Raw genomic sequence first — 16,117 nt, 5'->3', positions numbered from 1 at the left:
TATCAGCTCAGTGTTTTCCAGGTAGTGACGTGTTCACCAGGCCAGGGGGTGGCTGCGTAAACGCCACGGGCTATCGCTCGTGCCAACGTATCCGCTGCCAGTGCGCCAATTTGCAGCACCGCCAGTTCTCGGCTGCCCTCGACGTTGCGCTGCCCGGTGGATAAGGCGAATACCACGTCGCCGTCGAACGGGCTGTGCAGTGGGCGGATGGCGCGGGCCATACCATCCTGTGCCATGATCGCGACGCGTTTAAGTTCTACCCGAGTGAGGGCCAGATCGGTGGCGATACAGGCCAAAGTGGTGTTCTTTCTACCGCCTGTCGGCGCTTCTGGCATCCAGTCTTCGCCCTGACCGTGCAATTGCGCGAGCGCGGCTGCACCCCCGTTGCCAAACTCACCGTTGATTTCATAAGGTGTGGCCCAGAACGCACGGGTGCCCGGAGCAACGACGGAGCCCAGGCTGTTTACCGCCACCAGTGCACCGACGGTAGCACCATTCGCTGCAACGATAGAAGCTGAACCCAGGCCGCCTTTCAGCTTACCCATGCCGGTCATGGCACCATAACCCGCGCCAACGGTACCTAGCGGGAAGTCGAGACCCACTTTGCCGACGGCCTCTATCCCCAGTTGACGATAAGGCGGGGTGAGCTGCCAGTCTTTATCACCTGCGTTGCTTAAATCGTATAGGCAGGCCGTGGGGACGATTGGGGACACCGGCACACCCGGAGCTGGACGAAGGGCGTAACCCCTGCCTTGCTGCCCCAGCCAGGCGGCCACCCCATCCGCTGCCGCCAGGCCATATACCGAGCCGCCGCTAAGCACTAAGGCATCGATGGTCTGCACCAGATTATCCTCTCCCAACGCATCGGTTTCTCGGGTGGCAGGGCCACCACCGCGCACGTCGACCGCGGCGATCGCCGGGTGATCCGGCAGGATCACCGTCGTGCCGGTTCGTACACGGCTGTCTTGGGCGATGCCGACCCGTAGGCCAGGCACGTCGGTAATCAGGTTACGGGTGCCGGTACGTACGGCAGGAGAGGTTGGCATGGCAGCCCCCAAGAGTGCAGTAGGAGAAAGGATGCCAATAGCACCCGTTACGCAGGCCAGCGTTTGTACAAAGGTGCGGCGGCTGACGGCTAAGGGGCGGTATACCGCCCCTGATCTACTTTTGGCATCCTTCATGATGATGCGTTTTTCTGCTGTTCACCGCGAAAGCGTGCCATGTGATAGGAGTCTACCAGTTTGCCGTCGCGCATCGCATAGGCGCGGCTGGAGCCTTCAATGTCAAAGCCGAACTTGCGGTAGAGCGCAATCGCGGCCTGATTGTCGGTGAATACTGTCAGTTCAATGCGTTCGATATCCGCCCAATTGTCGCAAAGATCGATCATTGCCTTCATCAGGCTGCTGCCAACGCCCTTGCCGTGGTGGCGGCTATCGACGCCAATGCCAAAGGTCGCCACATGGCGGCGGCGCACGCGCTGGTTCAGCATCACGCTCAGTTGGCCGACGACTTGCCCATCAATACAAGCCACCAGGTTGTGGGTGCCCGGTTCGAGATTGGCGAGGCGCTTGTGCCACAGCTCGATTGACGGTAGTGGAAGTTGTAGCGTGTCACGGTAGGCCTGCGGTTGAGAGTAAAGCTGATGCAGGGCTTGTGCATCTGTTGTTTCCACGTGACGAACTACGATTTCACTCATTACGCTGCTCCTTTGGCTTACCGGTTGAATAACCTCTGAATTTATCCGTTTATTGTGTCGAGTCAATATTATTACGTGTTGGTTAAAAAAACGCTTTACAGGTGCGAATGATAATGATTATTATTGCGATGCGTTCCGGGGAGAGTATCAACCTTTGATATCCTCACTGCGAAGGCACGACATTGCTCACATTGCTTCCAAGTATTACTTAGCCAGCTCGGGTGCTGGCTTTTTTTTTGCCCGTTTTCAGCCCGGCAAGCCCTCAACAAATTCCCTGCCAATAGTTTCACCACTCCATCTAATTTTTTGAACAGAGGGATGAGTTTTTTACGCTTTCTTATTCTGCTGCCAGGACTAGACTGTAAAAAACATTGAGGAGAGTTGAATATGATTTATTTACGTAAGGCAGAAGATCGTGGTCATGCCAATCATGGTTGGCTGGACAGCTGGCACACCTTCTCATTTGCCAACTATTACGATGCTGATTTTATGGGGTTCTCGGCGCTGCGGGTGATCAACGAAGACATGATCGATGCAGGGCAGGGGTTTGGTACTCACCCGCATAAAGACATGGAAATCCTGACCTACGTGCTGAGCGGCACGGTCGAGCATCAGGACAGCATGGGCAACAAAGAGCAGATCCAGGCCGGTGAATTCCAGATCATGAGCGCGGGTACCGGAGTGCGTCATTCTGAGTACAACGGTAACAACGATCGTCCGTTGCACCTGTACCAGATTTGGATCATCCCTGATCAGGTCGGGCTGGAGCCACGCTATGAACAACGCATGTTTGATGCGCCACAGGGCCGTCAGTTGGTGTTGTCACCGGATGCGCGTGAAGGTTCGCTGAAGGTGTTCCAGGATATGACACTGTCCCGCTGGGCGTTGAATAAAGACGAACAGGCGGCGTGCCCAATTGAAGCAGGGCGTCGTGTCTGGATCCAGGTGGTACGTGGCAAGGTTGTGGTTAATGGCCAGCAGGCCGGCACCAGCGATGCTTTCGCGGTGTGGGATGAAGCCGAGTTGTCGATTCATGCCGATGAAGACAGTGAAATCCTGCTGTTTGATCTGCCACCCGTCTGATTAAGCGGTAAATATCAAGGGCTCACAAGGTGAGCCCTTTTTGCGTTCCGCTTCCCAGTAACCAACAATATCGGCCCCGGTTTTTTTTTGCTAAAATGAGCGCCCATTCACGGTTAGCCAGTTCATTGATAATGAAGAAAAAACGGCCGGTACTCCAAGATGTCGCAGACAAGGTAGGCGTGACCAAGATGACGGTGAGCCGTTATCTGCGTAATCCCGATCAGGTTTCTGTCGCCTTGCAGCAAAAAATTGCCGTCGCGCTTGATGAGCTGGGCTACATCCCCAACCGTGCGCCGGATATCCTTTCCAACTCAACCAGCCGTGCTATTGGCGTATTGTTGCCGTCGTTGACCAACCAGGTGTTCGCCGAAGTGCTACGCGGCATTGAGAGCGTCACTGATGCGCACAATTATCAAACCATGCTGGCGCACTACGGCTATTTGCCGGAGCGCGAAGAACAGCGCCTGACCTCGTTGCTGTCTTACAATATTGATGGCTTGATCCTGTCTGAGCGGCACCATACACCCCGTACCATGAAGATGATTGAGGTTGCGGGGATCCCGGTCGTCGAACTGATGGACTGCGTATCACCTTGTATTGATCTGGCCGTAGGCTTCAATAACTTTGAGGCGGCACGCCAGATGACCCAGCAAATCATCGCACACGGCCATCGGCACGTGGTGTACTTCGGTGCACGCCAGGATGAACGTACCCTTATCAAACAGCAGGGCTATGAGCAGGCGATGCGCGAATCCGGTCTGGAACCCTACAGCGTCATGACGGCACGATCGTCGTCCTATTCTGCCGGTGGTGAGCTGTTGCGCCAGGCGCAGCGCGATTATCCGCAGATTGACAGTATCTTTTGCACAAACGATGACCTGGCGATCGGTGCGACCTTTGAGTGCCAGCGACAAGGGCTGTCGATCCCTAATGACATGGCCATTGCCGGTTTCCACGGCCACGATATCGGCCAGGTGATGGTGCCAAAACTGGCGAGCGTATTGACGCCGCGTGAACGCATGGGCCAAATCGGCGCTGAACGCCTGCTGGCTCGCCTGCGTGGCGAAACGGTCAGCCCACGCATGGTGGATGTCGGTTTTACCGTGATCCCCGGCGGCAGCATCTGATCGGGTTTAACACGATGTTTGAACGATTTTAATGATGAAAGCGCGCCGTTTGGCGCGTTTTCGTTCCTGCCTGTAAGTTTGCCGCCCGTTACCTTCATAAGTTTGATCTCTATCCCAGAACGCGAATTTTAGCCCGCCCCCCGGTTCCGGCAATCATGCTGTTACCGGTATCATGATACCGGTAACAATGAGTGTGCGGTTATCTTGCTCAAGATAGAACCTTTACCTCAGCACCACCTACAGCTCGTCTTCTAACACCGGGAAGAGCCTAAAAATACAACAAACGCGCGCTTTACGGCCTATCGTAAAGAGGGTCTGCGATAAAAAAGGTTGGAGAAAAATTATGCCATTAGTGATTGTTGCAGGCGGGGTAGCGCTGCTGTTGCTGCTGATGATCCGCTTTAAGCTGAACGGCTTTATCTCTCTGGTTCTGGTTGCTCTGGCGGTAGGTATCGCTCAGGGAATGCCAGTCGATAAAGTGATCGGTTCCATCAAGGCCGGCGTGGGCGGCACGTTGGGCAGCCTGGCGTTAATCATGGGCTTTGGCGCCATGCTCGGCAAACTGCTGGCGGACTGCGGTGGTGCTCAGCGCATTGCCACTACGCTTATCGAGAAGTTTGGCCAAAAATATATTCAATGGGCAGTGGTACTGACCGGGTTTACCGTCGGTTTTGCTCTGTTCTATGAAGTCGGTTTTGTGCTGTTGCTGCCGCTGGTCTTCAGTATCGCCGCTTCTGCACGCGTGCCGTTGCTGTATGTCGGCGTGCCGATGGCGGCTGCGCTGTCTGTGACCCACGGTTTCTTGCCGCCGCACCCAGGCCCAACGGCGATCGCCACCATCTTCCATGCGGATATGGGCAAAACGCTGTTGTATGGCACGCTGTTGGCTATTCCAACGGTGATCCTGGCAGGCCCGGTCTATGCCCGTTTCCTGAAAGGCATCGACAAGCCCGTACCTGAAGGCCTGTATAACCCAAAAATCTTCACCGAAGCAGAAATGCCAAGCTTTGGCATCAGCGTTGCCACCTCTTTGGTACCGGTGATCCTGATGGCACTGCGTGCGGTAGCGGAAATGGTGCTGCCGAAGGGCCATAGCCTGTTGCGCTTTGCCGAGTTCTTCGGCGATCCGGTCATGGCGACGCTGATTGCAGTACTGATCGCTATCTTCACCTTTGGTCTGAACCGCGGTCGTACCATGGATGAAGTGATGGGTACCATCACCGACTCAATCAAAATTATCGCCATGATGCTGTTGATCATCGGCGGTGGCGGTGCATTCAAGCAGGTACTGGTCGACAGCGGCGTAGAGAAATATATCGCCGCTCTGATGGAAGGCAGCAACGTCTCGCCGATTCTGATGGCCTGGTCCATTGCCGCCGCACTGCGTCTGGCGTTGGGGTCTGCTACCGTGGCAGCAATAACCGCGGGGGGGATTGTCGCACCGCTGATCGCGACTACCGGAGTCAGCCCGGAACTGATGGTGATTGCCGTTGGGTCGGGCAGCGTGATTTTCTCTCACGTCAACGATCCTGGTTTCTGGTTGTTCAAGGAGTACTTCAACCTGAGCATCATGGAAACCATCAAGTCCTGGTCGGTGTTGGAAACCATCATCTCAGTCTGCGGCCTGGTGGGCTGTTTGCTGCTGGCGACGGTCGTTTAATATATCCGCTGCCTTTCAAGTCGGTATAGAGCTAGGTTATCCGACACCCCCAGGGTGTCGGACATTCTTTGGAGTTTGGGGCGCATTTGATGGCGCAGGGGGCGTAACCCGCCGCCGGAACGTACATCTGATCCCATAAGGGCATGACATATGAGTAATTCACAGCACCACGTATTTATTCTGATGGGGGTTTCAGGCAGCGGTAAATCCGCAGTGGCCAACGCCGTCGCTCATGAAGCCAATGCCGCGATGCTGGACGGCGACTACCTGCACCCGCGTGCCAACATCAACAAAATGGCGGCCGGGCATGCGCTGGACGATAACGATCGCGCCCCCTGGTTGGCGGCATTAAATGACGCGATCTTTGCCATGGAGCGTACCAACGACGTTTCCCTGTTAGTGTGTTCCGCGCTGAAAAAAAGCTATCGTGACCGCCTGCGTGAAGGCAACCGCAACCTGCATTTCATCTATTTGAAGGGTGACAAGGCGGTCATTGAGGAGCGTTTGAAACAGCGTAAGGGCCATTTCTTCAAGCCACAGATGCTGGTTTCCCAGTTTGCCACGTTAGAAGAGCCTAACGAGCAAGAACAAGACGTGCAGGCGATCGAGATAGATCAACCGCTGGACGCTGTGGTCGCGGATACGCTCGCTTATATTCGGCGTGTTGCAGCCCAGTAAACCGGGCTGCCATTTTGTACCGGCGCCGAGCTGGCGCCAGTACCCCATTACAACTTCATATAAGCCCGCACGCCGTCCAGGAACATCTGGGTCGACAACATCACCAAAATCAGCCCCATCAGCCGTTCCAGCGCGCTGACCCCCTTGCTGCCCAGCAGGCGCAGGAACAGGTTAGACATCAGCAGGATAGCGGCGGAAATCCCCCAGGCAATCAGCAGGGCCCCCACCAGATACGAAATGTGGTTTGGATACTGGTGCGAAAGCAGCATCAACGATGCCAGAATCGAAGGCCCCGCAACCAGTGGGATGGCCAGCGGCACCAGGAAAGGTTCTTCACCGGCGGAAAGCCCGCTGCTATCGCCCTCTTGCGAGGGGAAAATCATCTTGATGGCGATCAGGAACAAGATAATCCCGCCGGAAATCGACACGGTCTCGGTACGCAGGTTGAGGAACGCCAATATTTTCTCGCCGGCAAACAGGAAAATCAGCATCAGCAACAGGGCGATCAGCAGCTCGCGGATCAGCACCATCCGCCGACGGCGCGGCTCCAGGTGCTTGAGCACCGACATGAAAATGGGCAAATTGCCCAACGGGTCCATGATTAAAAACAGCAAAACTGTGACTGAAATCATCTCTGTCATCATTACCTCTGGATCTGAAAAACACCTCGGTCATCCCGACGGCGTCCTTGCCTATAAGAAGGATTGCTGAGAATCGCTCACCCATCGAATAAATTCACTTTGCGCCTGCGCCGACATTTTGTAAGGTGGAGAGATATTGCACACAACTTATAGCAGTCATCCTCCAAGGCAGGACAGTCATTATGAAAAACGTTGGTTTCATCGGTTGGCGCGGAATGGTCGGCTCCGTACTCATGCAACGCATGACGGAAGAGCGCGATTTTGACGCCATTCGCCCGGTCTTCTTCTCTACCTCGCAACACGGTTCAGCGGCGCCGGTATTTGGCGGCCAGCAGGGCACGCTGCAAGATGCTTACGATGTTGAGGCGTTGAGCGCGCTCGACATTATTATTACCTGCCAGGGCGGCGATTATACCAACGAAATTTACCCGAAGCTGCGTGCAACTGGCTGGCAAGGGTATTGGATCGACGCAGCTTCTTCTCTGCGTATGCAAGACGACGCGATTATTATTCTGGATCCGGTCAACCGTGCGTTAATTCAGCAGGGTCTGGATAAAGGCATCAAGACCTTTGTTGGCGGCAACTGTACCGTTAGCCTGATGCTGATGTCTCTGGGTGGCCTGTTTGCCAATGATCTGGTTGAGTGGGCGTCAGTGGCGACTTACCAGGCGGCTTCCGGCGGTGGCGCGCGCCATATGCGTGAGCTGTTGACCCAAATGGGTATGCTGCACGCCGATGTGGCGAAGGAGCTGCAGGACCCGGCTTCGGCCATTTTGGATATCGAACGTAAAGTCACCGCCGCGACCCGCAGCGGTAAATTACCCACCGATAATTTCGGTGTGCCGCTGGCCGGTAGCCTGATTCCGTGGATCGACAAGCAACTCGATAACGGCCAGAGCCGCGAGGAGTGGAAAGGCCAGGCGGAAACCAACAAAATCCTGAACAGCGGTAGCCTGATCCCTGTCGACGGTTTGTGCGTGCGTGTTGGTGCGTTGCGCTGCCATAGCCAGGCGTTCACCCTGAAGCTGAAAAAAGACGTTTCACTGCCGGAAATCGAACAGATGCTGGCGACGCACAATGACTGGGTACGCGTGATCCCGAATGACCGCGAACTGACTATGCGTGAATTGACGCCAGCAGCGGTAACCGGGACGTTGAATACGCCGGTCGGCCGTCTGCGTAAGCTGAATATGGGGCCGGAATATCTGTCTGCGTTCACCGTGGGTGACCAGTTGCTATGGGGCGCGGCTGAACCGCTGCGCCGCATGCTGCGCATCCTGCTGTAACCTGAACCGTACTTCCCGGGGGCTGGCCTCTTTCAGCCCCCAAAAGCCTTATTTTCTTCCTTTTTCTCCGTTTCTGCGCGCTATGGTCTATGCCGTTGTAAAGGAGATAAAGCGCACCAGACATCGGTACATCTCCATGCGGGCAGCAGCGCAAAGACGTTGTCAGGCTGGCAGTTTTCTTAATGAAGAGTTTTCCTTGGTAATGGGCAATGTTTTTAACTGACATTAGCTATGCTTAAAGGACTGGCGGATAAATTTCAACCAGCGCTAAAAATAAGCATAAAGAGCGGAATTCGGACCGGGAAGGTGAGAATTGATCAATAACCGACCGCAATCACGCTTTAGATACCGAATGAATTGCATGATAACCAAAACGGCTATGGATTAAGCGTTATGCCCTGTGGATCTCAAGGTACAGCTTCTTCGCTGTAACCTGAAAGGCGATGGGCTTGCGCGGCCTCTTATAAATCATGCTCTTAATCTTAGGAAGAAGACTATGCCTGTACTTCCCGATCGTGACGTGATTGATCAGCTTTTCTCCGGCAACTCTGCCGATCCCTTTTCTCTGCTGGGCATGCATGCGGCTGATAACGGCCTGCAGGTACGTGCACTATTGCCTGACGCCAGTGAAGTCTGGTTGCTGGAACAGCAAACAGGCCGCCGGTTGGTACAGCTCAACTGCGACGATGAGCGCGGCTTTTTCAGCGCCACGGTCCCACGCCGCAAAACCCCGTTCCGCTATCAACTCGACGTCCGCTGGCACGATCACCAGCAGATCGTCGACGATCCCTATCGTTTTGGCACGCTGCTGCAAGATATCGATAGCTGGCTGTTGGCCGAAGGTACCCATTTACGTCCTTATGAACGCTTGGGTGCGCATCTCGCTACGCTTGATGACGTTGACGGTGTCAGCTTTGCGGTCTGGGCACCGAACGCCCAGCGTGTGTCGGTGGTCGGTGAGTTCAACTTCTGGGATGGCCGACGTCACCCAATGCGACTGCGCCGTGAAAACGGCATTTGGGAGCTGTTCCTGCCGGGGGTGAAAGCCGGGCAGTTGTACAAGTACGAAATCATTGATTGCTATGGCAATACCCAGTTGAAGGCCGATCCCTACGCTTTTGAAGCGCAGATGCGACCGGATACCGCGTCGCTGGTGGCGCCGTTACCTGCGGTGGTGGAAAACGCGCCAGAACGGCGGCGTGCGAATGATTTTGATCGACCGATTTCGATCTACGAGGTGCATCTTGGCTCGTGGCGTCGTCACACCGACGATAACTTCTGGCTCAGCTATGGCGAACTGGCCGTACAGCTGATCGATTACGTTAAATATATGGGATTCACCCATATCGAGTTGCTGCCGATTAACGAGCACCCGTTTGACGGCAGCTGGGGTTATCAGCCATTGGGGCTGTATGCCCCGACCCGGCGTTTCGGCACCCCGGCCGACTTTAAGGCGTTTGTGGCGGCCGCACACCAGGCAGGGATTAACGTGATCCTGGATTGGGTGCCGGGGCATTTCCCCAGCGATACCTATGGTCTGGCGAACTTCGACGGTACTGCATTGTATGAATACGCCGATCCGCGCGAAGGTTTCCATCAAGACTGGAATACCCTGATCTATAACTATGGCCGGCATGAGGTTCGCAACTATTTGGCGGGCAATGCGCTTTATTGGCTTGAGCGTTATGGCATAGATGCGTTGCGTGTCGATGCGGTGGCGTCAATGATCTACCGTGACTACAGCCGCGCCGACGGTGAGTGGGTGCCAAACTATTACGGCGGTAACGAGAATCTGGAGGCCATCGCCTTCTTGCGTTACACCAACCATACCCTTGGTAAGGAGCGCCCCGGCGCAGTCACGTTGGCGGAGGAGTCCACTGACTATCCGGGCGTAACGCTGCCGCCGGAATCCAACGGGTTGGGATTCCACTACAAATGGAATCTGGGCTGGATGCATGACACGCTCACCTACATGCAGTGTGACCCGGTGCACCGCAAGTATCATCACAATCAGATGACCTTCGGCATGTTGTACGCTTACACCGAAAATTTTGTGCTGCCAATCTCTCACGATGAAGTGGTGCACGGTAAAAAATCCATTCTCGATCGCATGCCTGGCGATGCCTGGCAAAAGTTCGCTAACCTGCGCGCCTATTACGGCTTTATGTGGGCGCACCCAGGCAAGAAACTGCTGTTTATGGGGTGTGAGTTTGCCCAAGGGCGCGAGTGGAATTTTGATAGCAGCCTCGACTGGCATCTGCTGGAAGGCTTAGATAACTGGCATCACGGTGTGCAGCGGCTGGTGCGAGATCTGAACCATTGCTACCAGCAACACGCCCCGTTGTATGAGCGGGATTACCGCCCAGACGGCTTCGAGTGGCTGGTGGTGGATGACCACGATAACTCGGTTTTTGCCTTTGCCCGCTATGACGCACATGGCAATGAACTGATCGCCGTCAGCAACTTTACCCCAGTCCCGCGCCATCATTATCGCATCGGTATTTCACGCGCCGGTGAATACCGAGAAATTCTCAATACCGATTCACACCATTATCACGGCAGCAATACCGGCAACCAGGGCCGCGTAGTGTCCGAGCAAACTGGCCATCACGGCCGCGAGCATTCTATTAGCGTGACCGTACCGCCGCTGGCGACCATCTACCTGCTGCGGGAGGCGCCATGACTGAGCTGACGCCGGGTATCGCCGCGCCTCTCGGGGCGCATTATGACGGTAATGGCATCAACTTTAGCCTGTATTCCTCCCATGCCACGGGCGTGGAACTGTGTCTGTTTGACGAACAGCAGCGCGAAATCCGCCTGCCGCTGACGACGCGGAGCGGCGACATCTGGCACGGTTACTTACCGGGTGGCAAGCCGGGTCAGCGTTACGGTTACCGGGTGCATGGCCCGTTCGATCCTGCGCACGGGTTGCGTTTTAATCCCAATAAACTGTTGTTGGATCCCGCGGCCCGGGCGGTAGAGGGACCCGTGGCGGACGATCCTTACCTGCATGGGGGTTATGATCGGCCGGATAAGCATGACAGCGCTGAATTGATGCCGAAATGCGTGGTGATCGACGAGGTTTACGACTGGCAAGATGATCGTCCCCCGGCCACGCCGTGGGGGAAAACGGTGATCTACGAGGCGCATGTGCGCGGTCTGACCCTGCAGCACCCGGATATTCCGCCGGTGTTGCGCGGCAGTTTCGCTGCGCTCGGCCATCCGGTAATGATCGCCTATTTCAAGCGCCTTGGCATCACCGCGCTGGAACTGCTGCCGGTCCAGCAGCACAGCTCCGAGCCACGTTTGCAGCGCCTCGGGTTGATTAACTACTGGGGCTATAACGTGCTGGCGCCTTTTGCGCCGGACAACCGTTATTCCAGTTTGCGGACAGAGATGACGCCGCTGCGTGAGTTTCGCGATGCGGTTAAAGCGCTGCACAAAGCCGGCATTGAAGTGATTCTCGACGTGGTGTTCAACCATAGCGCCGAGCTTGATATCGACGGGCCAACGCTGTCGTTACGCGGTATTGATAACCCGGGCTACTACTGGCTGACACCGGATGGCGGCTACGTGAACGATACCGGTTGTGGTAACACCCTGCGATTGGATCAGCCGCAAGGTGTGGCTTGGGTGATGGACTGCCTGCGTTTTTGGGTCGGCGAATGCCATGTTGATGGTTTCCGCTTTGATCTGGGCAGCGTACTCGGTCGCACGCCGGCGTTTGATCGTGATGCACCGCTGTTCCAGGCGATGCTGGCGGACGATCTGCTGTCGCGCTGCAAACTGATTGCCGAGCCGTGGGATATTGGCCCCGGTGGGTATCAGGTAGGCCAATTCCCAGGGCGCTTCGCCGAGTGGAACGATCATTATCGCGACGATATACGCCGTTTTTGGTTGCAGGACGGCGTATCGCTGGGGCAATTCGCCCAACGTTTCGCTGCTTCCAGCGATCATTTTAACCAACGCGGGCGTGCGCCGTACGCCAGCATCAACATGCTGACCGCTCATGACGGGTTTACCCTGCAGGATCTGGTCAGTTTTAACCGCAAACACAACCAGCTGAACGGTGAAGGCAACCGTGACGGCAGTGATCGTAACTTTAGCAATAACCACGGTGTTGAAGGCCCGATTGCCGACGACGCCATTTTGCAACGCCGTAGGGCTAGCCAGCGGGCACTGCTTGCCACGCTGTTATTGTCCCAGGGTACGCCGATGCTGCTGGCCGGCGACGAGCATGGACACAGCCAGCAGGGCAACAACAATGCTTATTGTCAGGACAATGCTATCACCTGGCTCGACTGGGCCACGGCGGATGACTCACTCACCACGTACACCGCTGCATTGATCCGTCTGCGTCAACAAATCCCCGCTTTGCAGCATGACCGCTGGTGGCAGGAAGGCGACGGTAACGTGCAGTGGCTGAACGCGCAGGGGCAGCCGCTCGACGCACAACAGTGGGAGCAAGGGGCTCTGCAGTTGCAGATCCGCTTGTCGCAACGCTGGCTGGTGGTGGTAAACGCCACGCAGCAAGCCGCGGAGATGACGTTGCCCGACGGCGATTGGCAGCTTGTCGCCCCTTTTACTCAGGAAGATTCGCGGGCGGTTTTACCCGCCTGGAACCAGGCTGCGCACTCGATTTGCGTGCTGGTAAAGAAATAATAAAAGGAGTCAGCTATGGTTAGGTTTGAAAATAAAGACCCCCTGATGTTGGCACGCCAACTGCCGATTAAGTCTGTCGCCCTGATTCTGGCGGGGGGCCGCGGTTCGCGTTTGAAAGATTTAACCTCAACCCGGGCCAAGCCAGCCGTTCATTTTGGCGGTAAATTCCGCATCATCGATTTTGCCCTGTCGAACTGCCTGAATTCGGGGATCCGCCGCATTGGCGTGATCACCCAATACCAGTCCCATACTTTGGTACAGCATATTCAGCGCGGCTGGTCGTTCCTCAATGAAGAGATGAACGAGTTTGTCGATCTGTTGCCGGCACAACAACGCCTCAGTACCGAGCACTGGTATAAGGGCACGGCGGACGCGGTATACCAGAACCTGGATATCATCCGTCGTTACGAGGCCGAGTATGTGGTGATCCTGGCAGGCGATCACATCTACAAGATGGATTACTCGCGCATGCTGATCGACCATGTGGAAAAGGGGGCGCAATGTACCGTGGCCTGTTTGCCGGTGCCGCGCGAGGAGGCCAGCGAGTTTGGTGTGATGGAAGTAGACGAAAACGACCTGATCCTCGAGTTCCTGGAGAAACCCAGTAATCCACCGCCGATGCCGGGTAACCCGGATATGTCGCTCGCCAGCATGGGGATCTACATCTTCAACGCCGATTACCTGTTCCAATTGCTGGAGGAGGACATGTCTACGCCGGGCTCCACCCATGACTTCGGCAAGGATCTGATCCCGAAAATCACGGCCCAAAAGGCGGCATGGGCACATCCGTTCACGTTGTCCTGCGTCACGTCCAACCCCGATCTTCCGCCATACTGGCGCGATGTGGGCACGCTGGAAGCTTACTGGCGTGCCAACCTCGATCTGGCTTCCGTGACGCCGGAGTTGGATATGTACGATCGCGCCTGGCCAATCCGCACCCATATGGAGCCGTTGCCACCTGCCAAGTTCGTACAAGATCGTTCCGGTAGCCACGGTATGACCATGAACTCGCTGGTATCCGGTGGCTGCATCGTCTCCGGATCGGTGGTGGTGCATTCGGTGCTATTCCCGCGAGTGCGGGTGAACTCGTTCTGCACCATCGACTCTACCGTATTGCTGCCCGACGTTAACGTCGGTCGTTCCTGCCGTCTGCGGCGCTGCATCATCGACCGTGCCTGTCATATTCCCGAGGGCATGGTGATTGGCGAAAACGCCGACGAAGACAGCAAACGCTTTTATCGTTCAGAAGGCGGCATCGTGCTGGTCACGCGCGAAATGTTGTCAAAGTTGTGAGTTAAGGTAGTCGGCAGCAATAACGACCCAACGAATTTTTAGTCGCGGCTAGGTGGCCAGGACGAGAAGCCCCGGGAGTTTACTCAGGTAAGCGACTGGGGCGAGTCAACACAGCCAACAACACAGCGGTTTTAAAGGCGAAGGGTAGACCTGCCGCCATATATAAACGGACTGATGGCTTGCACAACGCGGGATTAATAACAGCGGCAAGCCTGCTTTTCCAGAGTAATTTAGCCGATTCTCAGGAGTGATAATGCAGGTTTTACACGTATGTTCTGAAATGTTCCCCCTGTTGAAAACCGGAGGGCTCGCAGACGTGGTTGGCGCATTACCGGCGGCTCAGATCGCCGAAGGCGGCGATGTTCGGGTGTTATTGCCCGCTTTTCCTGACGTGCGCAACGGCATACCGGATTCGGTGCTGGTGGCGGAGATCGATTCGTTCGCCGGTCGCGTTGGCCTGCGTTACGGTACCTACCACGGTGTGGGCATCTACCTGATTGATGCCCCTTGGCTGTACGAGCGGCCGGGCAGCCCATATCACGACCAATCCATGAATGCCTATTCCGATAACCATCGGCGTTTTGCCCTGCTGGGCTGGATAGCCTGTGAACTGGCTAAGGGGCTGGATCGCTACTGGCGCCCGCAGGTGGTGCATGCTCATGACTGGCACGCCGGGCTGGCCTGCGCCTATCTGGCGGCTAACGGCCACCCTGCACGTTCCATTTTTACCGTGCACAATCTGGCCTATCAGGGGCTGTTTTCCGCCCACCACGTACCGGAATTGTGGCTACCGCCATCGTTCTACAATGTTTACGGTCTGGAGTTTTACGGCCAGATGTCATTCCTGAAAGCAGGCTTGTATTACGCCGATCACATCACTGCCGTTAGCCCAACGTACGCGCGTGAGATTACCCGACCGGAGTTCGGCTACGGCATGGAAGGGTTATTACAAGAACGCCAGCGGCAAGGGCGGTTGAGCGGCATTCTCAATGGCGTGGATGACAAGATTTGGGACCCGTCCCACGATCCGCGCCTGACCGCCCGCTATGACGCCGACAATTTGAAAAACAAAGCCAAGAACAAGCTGCACCTGCAAAAAGCCATGGGCCTGAAGGTGGACGAGTCGCTGCCGGTGTTTGCGGTAGTGAGCCGTCTCACCAGCCAAAAAGGGCTGGATCTGGTATTGGAAGCGCTGCCTGCACTGCTGGAGCAAGGCGGCCAATTGGCGCTGTTAGGGGCCGGTGATGCGGTGTTGCAGCAGGCGTTTTTGGCTGCCGCCGCGGACTACCCGGAACAGGTCGGCGTTCAGATTGGCTACCATGAGGCCTTTTCACATCGCATTATCGGCGGAGCGGATGTGATCATGGTGCCCAGTCGCTTCGAACCCTGCGGGCTGACCCAACTCTATGGCCTGAAATACGGCACGCTGCCGCTGGTGCGCCGCACCGGTGGATTGGCGGACACGGTGGTCGATTGCGCGCTGGAGAATCTGGCCGATGGCAGCGCCAGCGGATTTGTCTTTGATGATTGTGATGCCGCCGCACTGGGCAACGCCATTCGGCGCGCCATGGTGCTGTGGAGTAGACCTAAGCATTGGCGTCACGTCCAGCGCCACGCGATGAGCGTGGATTTTGGCTGGCAAGTCGCGGCAAAGGAATATTTGTCGCTTTATTCCCGTCATATTTGACGTTACCTCAGTGTTGGCTGCATTCACTTACCCGAATCACTTACCCGTGTAAGTGATTCGGGATAAGTTCCCTTGCCGCCTTGATGCAGCGCCAATTATTTTGGGTATATCAACACCTATTGTAATGCCCTATGAATTTCAAATTGCAGCCAGGTGGCCAGCTTACTCATCCCCAGATACTTACTTTAGTCAGTCACTGGGGTGTCAAATCTGTCGGGAACAGATTTGAACGCTGCTTGCAGCGGCCCCTTAAGGGGTGTGGCCCACGGATGGGCCACGTAACTGAGTGCAGGTAACACGGCTG

At 56.0% G+C, this 16,117-nt stretch carries 12 protein-coding genes; 9 read left to right on the top strand and 3 right to left on the bottom strand.

What is annotated here, in order from left to right; genetic code table 11:
• Positions 1-2: 2 nt before the first annotated feature.
• On the bottom strand, positions 3-1,181 hold the full coding sequence (locus JOE25_RS22920) for a P1 family peptidase (protein ID WP_209639204.1): 1,179 nt from the start codon (positions 1,179-1,181) through the stop codon (positions 3-5).
• A complete protein-coding gene (locus tag JOE25_RS22915; RefSeq protein WP_209639202.1) occupies positions 1,178-1,696 on the bottom strand; it encodes a GNAT family N-acetyltransferase in 519 nt (172 codons plus the stop codon). The genes JOE25_RS22920 and JOE25_RS22915 overlap by 4 nt, the downstream gene beginning before the upstream one ends.
• 387 nt (positions 1,697-2,083) lie before the next feature.
• Here JOE25_RS22915 and JOE25_RS22910 point away from each other — a divergent pair, with 387 nt between their 5' ends.
• The 4 genes from JOE25_RS22910 (at position 2,084) to gntK (ending at position 6,244) form a co-directional block, all read left to right on the top strand.
• On the top strand, positions 2,084-2,779 hold the full coding sequence (locus JOE25_RS22910) for a pirin family protein (RefSeq protein WP_209639201.1): 696 nt from the start codon (positions 2,084-2,086) through the stop codon (positions 2,777-2,779).
• A gap of 131 nt (positions 2,780-2,910) precedes the next feature.
• Positions 2,911-3,906 (top strand): gluconate operon transcriptional repressor GntR, encoded by a 996-nt coding sequence (gene gntR, locus JOE25_RS22905; protein ID WP_209639200.1) that lies wholly within the window; start codon positions 2,911-2,913, stop codon positions 3,904-3,906.
• Positions 3,907-4,249: 343 nt separating this feature from the next.
• Positions 4,250-5,566 carry a gluconate transporter gene (gene gntT, locus JOE25_RS22900; RefSeq protein WP_037425035.1) on the top strand — a complete coding sequence of 439 codons (1,317 nt, stop codon included), beginning with the start codon at positions 4,250-4,252 and terminating at the stop codon, positions 5,564-5,566.
• Positions 5,567-5,716: 150 nt separating this feature from the next.
• Positions 5,717-6,244, top strand: a complete 528-nt coding sequence (gene gntK / locus JOE25_RS22895) for a gluconokinase (protein ID WP_209639199.1) — start codon at positions 5,717-5,719, stop codon at positions 6,242-6,244.
• Positions 6,245-6,291: 47 nt separating this feature from the next.
• Here the strand turns inward: gntK and JOE25_RS22890 are convergent, their stop codons facing one another.
• Entirely contained in the window at positions 6,292-6,885 is a 594-nt protein-coding gene (locus JOE25_RS22890) for a YhgN family NAAT transporter (RefSeq protein ID WP_209639198.1), read from the bottom strand.
• A 182-nt stretch (positions 6,886-7,067) separates the two neighbouring features.
• Here JOE25_RS22890 and asd point away from each other — a divergent pair, with 182 nt between their 5' ends.
• From asd to glgA, 5 genes are all read left to right on the top strand, one after another.
• Complete coding sequence (gene asd, locus JOE25_RS22885; protein WP_209639197.1) at positions 7,068-8,171, top strand: aspartate-semialdehyde dehydrogenase; 1,104 nt, start codon at positions 7,068-7,070, stop codon at positions 8,169-8,171.
• Positions 8,172-8,667: 496 nt separating this feature from the next.
• Positions 8,668-10,854, top strand: coding sequence for a 1,4-alpha-glucan branching protein GlgB (glgB, locus tag JOE25_RS22880; RefSeq protein ID WP_209639196.1), 2,187 nt, complete (start codon positions 8,668-8,670; stop codon positions 10,852-10,854).
• Positions 10,851-12,833: a glycogen debranching protein GlgX gene (gene glgX / locus JOE25_RS22875; RefSeq protein WP_209639195.1), complete on the top strand. Its 1,983-nt coding sequence runs from the start codon at positions 10,851-10,853 to the stop codon at positions 12,831-12,833. The genes glgB and glgX overlap by 4 nt, the downstream gene beginning before the upstream one ends.
• Positions 12,834-12,848: 15 nt before the next feature.
• The gene (glgC, locus tag JOE25_RS22870; protein ID WP_209639194.1) at positions 12,849-14,126 is read left to right on the top strand and encodes a glucose-1-phosphate adenylyltransferase; all 1,278 of its coding nucleotides are present in this window, start codon (positions 12,849-12,851) and stop codon (positions 14,124-14,126) included.
• A 253-nt stretch (positions 14,127-14,379) separates the two neighbouring features.
• Positions 14,380-15,813, top strand: a complete 1,434-nt coding sequence (gene glgA / locus JOE25_RS22865; protein ID WP_209639192.1) for a glycogen synthase GlgA — start codon at positions 14,380-14,382, stop codon at positions 15,811-15,813.
• Positions 15,814-16,117: the final 304 nt, after the last annotated feature.

It is taken from the genome of Serratia sp. PL17 (genome assembly GCF_017832355.1).
Taxonomy (GTDB): Bacteria; Pseudomonadota; Gammaproteobacteria; order Enterobacterales; family Enterobacteriaceae; genus Serratia.
The sequence above is the reverse complement of the archived record's forward strand: the minus strand, read 5'-3'. Positions and strand labels throughout refer to the sequence as shown.

Excerpts from the sequence above, each read along its gene's own strand:
- asd (WP_209639197.1), top strand. The coding sequence starts at position 7,068 with ATGAAAAACGTTGGTTTCATCGGTTGGCGCGGAATGGTCGGCTCCGTA.
- glgB (WP_209639196.1), top strand. The coding sequence starts at position 8,668 with ATGCCTGTACTTCCCGATCGTGACGTGATTGATCAGCTTTTCTCCGGC.
- JOE25_RS22920 (WP_209639204.1), bottom strand. The coding sequence starts at position 1,181 with ATGAAGGATGCCAAAAGTAGATCAGGGGCGGTATACCGCCCCTTAGCC.
- gntT (WP_037425035.1), top strand. The coding sequence starts at position 4,250 with ATGCCATTAGTGATTGTTGCAGGCGGGGTAGCGCTGCTGTTGCTGCTG.
- JOE25_RS22910 (WP_209639201.1), top strand. The coding sequence starts at position 2,084 with ATGATTTATTTACGTAAGGCAGAAGATCGTGGTCATGCCAATCATGGT.
- gntR (WP_209639200.1), top strand. The coding sequence starts at position 2,911 with ATGAAGAAAAAACGGCCGGTACTCCAAGATGTCGCAGACAAGGTAGGC.
- glgA (WP_209639192.1), top strand. The coding sequence starts at position 14,380 with ATGCAGGTTTTACACGTATGTTCTGAAATGTTCCCCCTGTTGAAAACC.
- JOE25_RS22915 (WP_209639202.1), bottom strand. The coding sequence starts at position 1,696 with ATGAGTGAAATCGTAGTTCGTCACGTGGAAACAACAGATGCACAAGCC.
- JOE25_RS22890 (WP_209639198.1), bottom strand. The coding sequence starts at position 6,885 with ATGACAGAGATGATTTCAGTCACAGTTTTGCTGTTTTTAATCATGGAC.
- glgX (WP_209639195.1), top strand. The coding sequence starts at position 10,851 with ATGACTGAGCTGACGCCGGGTATCGCCGCGCCTCTCGGGGCGCATTAT.
- glgC (WP_209639194.1), top strand. The coding sequence starts at position 12,849 with ATGGTTAGGTTTGAAAATAAAGACCCCCTGATGTTGGCACGCCAACTG.
- gntK (WP_209639199.1), top strand. The coding sequence starts at position 5,717 with ATGAGTAATTCACAGCACCACGTATTTATTCTGATGGGGGTTTCAGGC.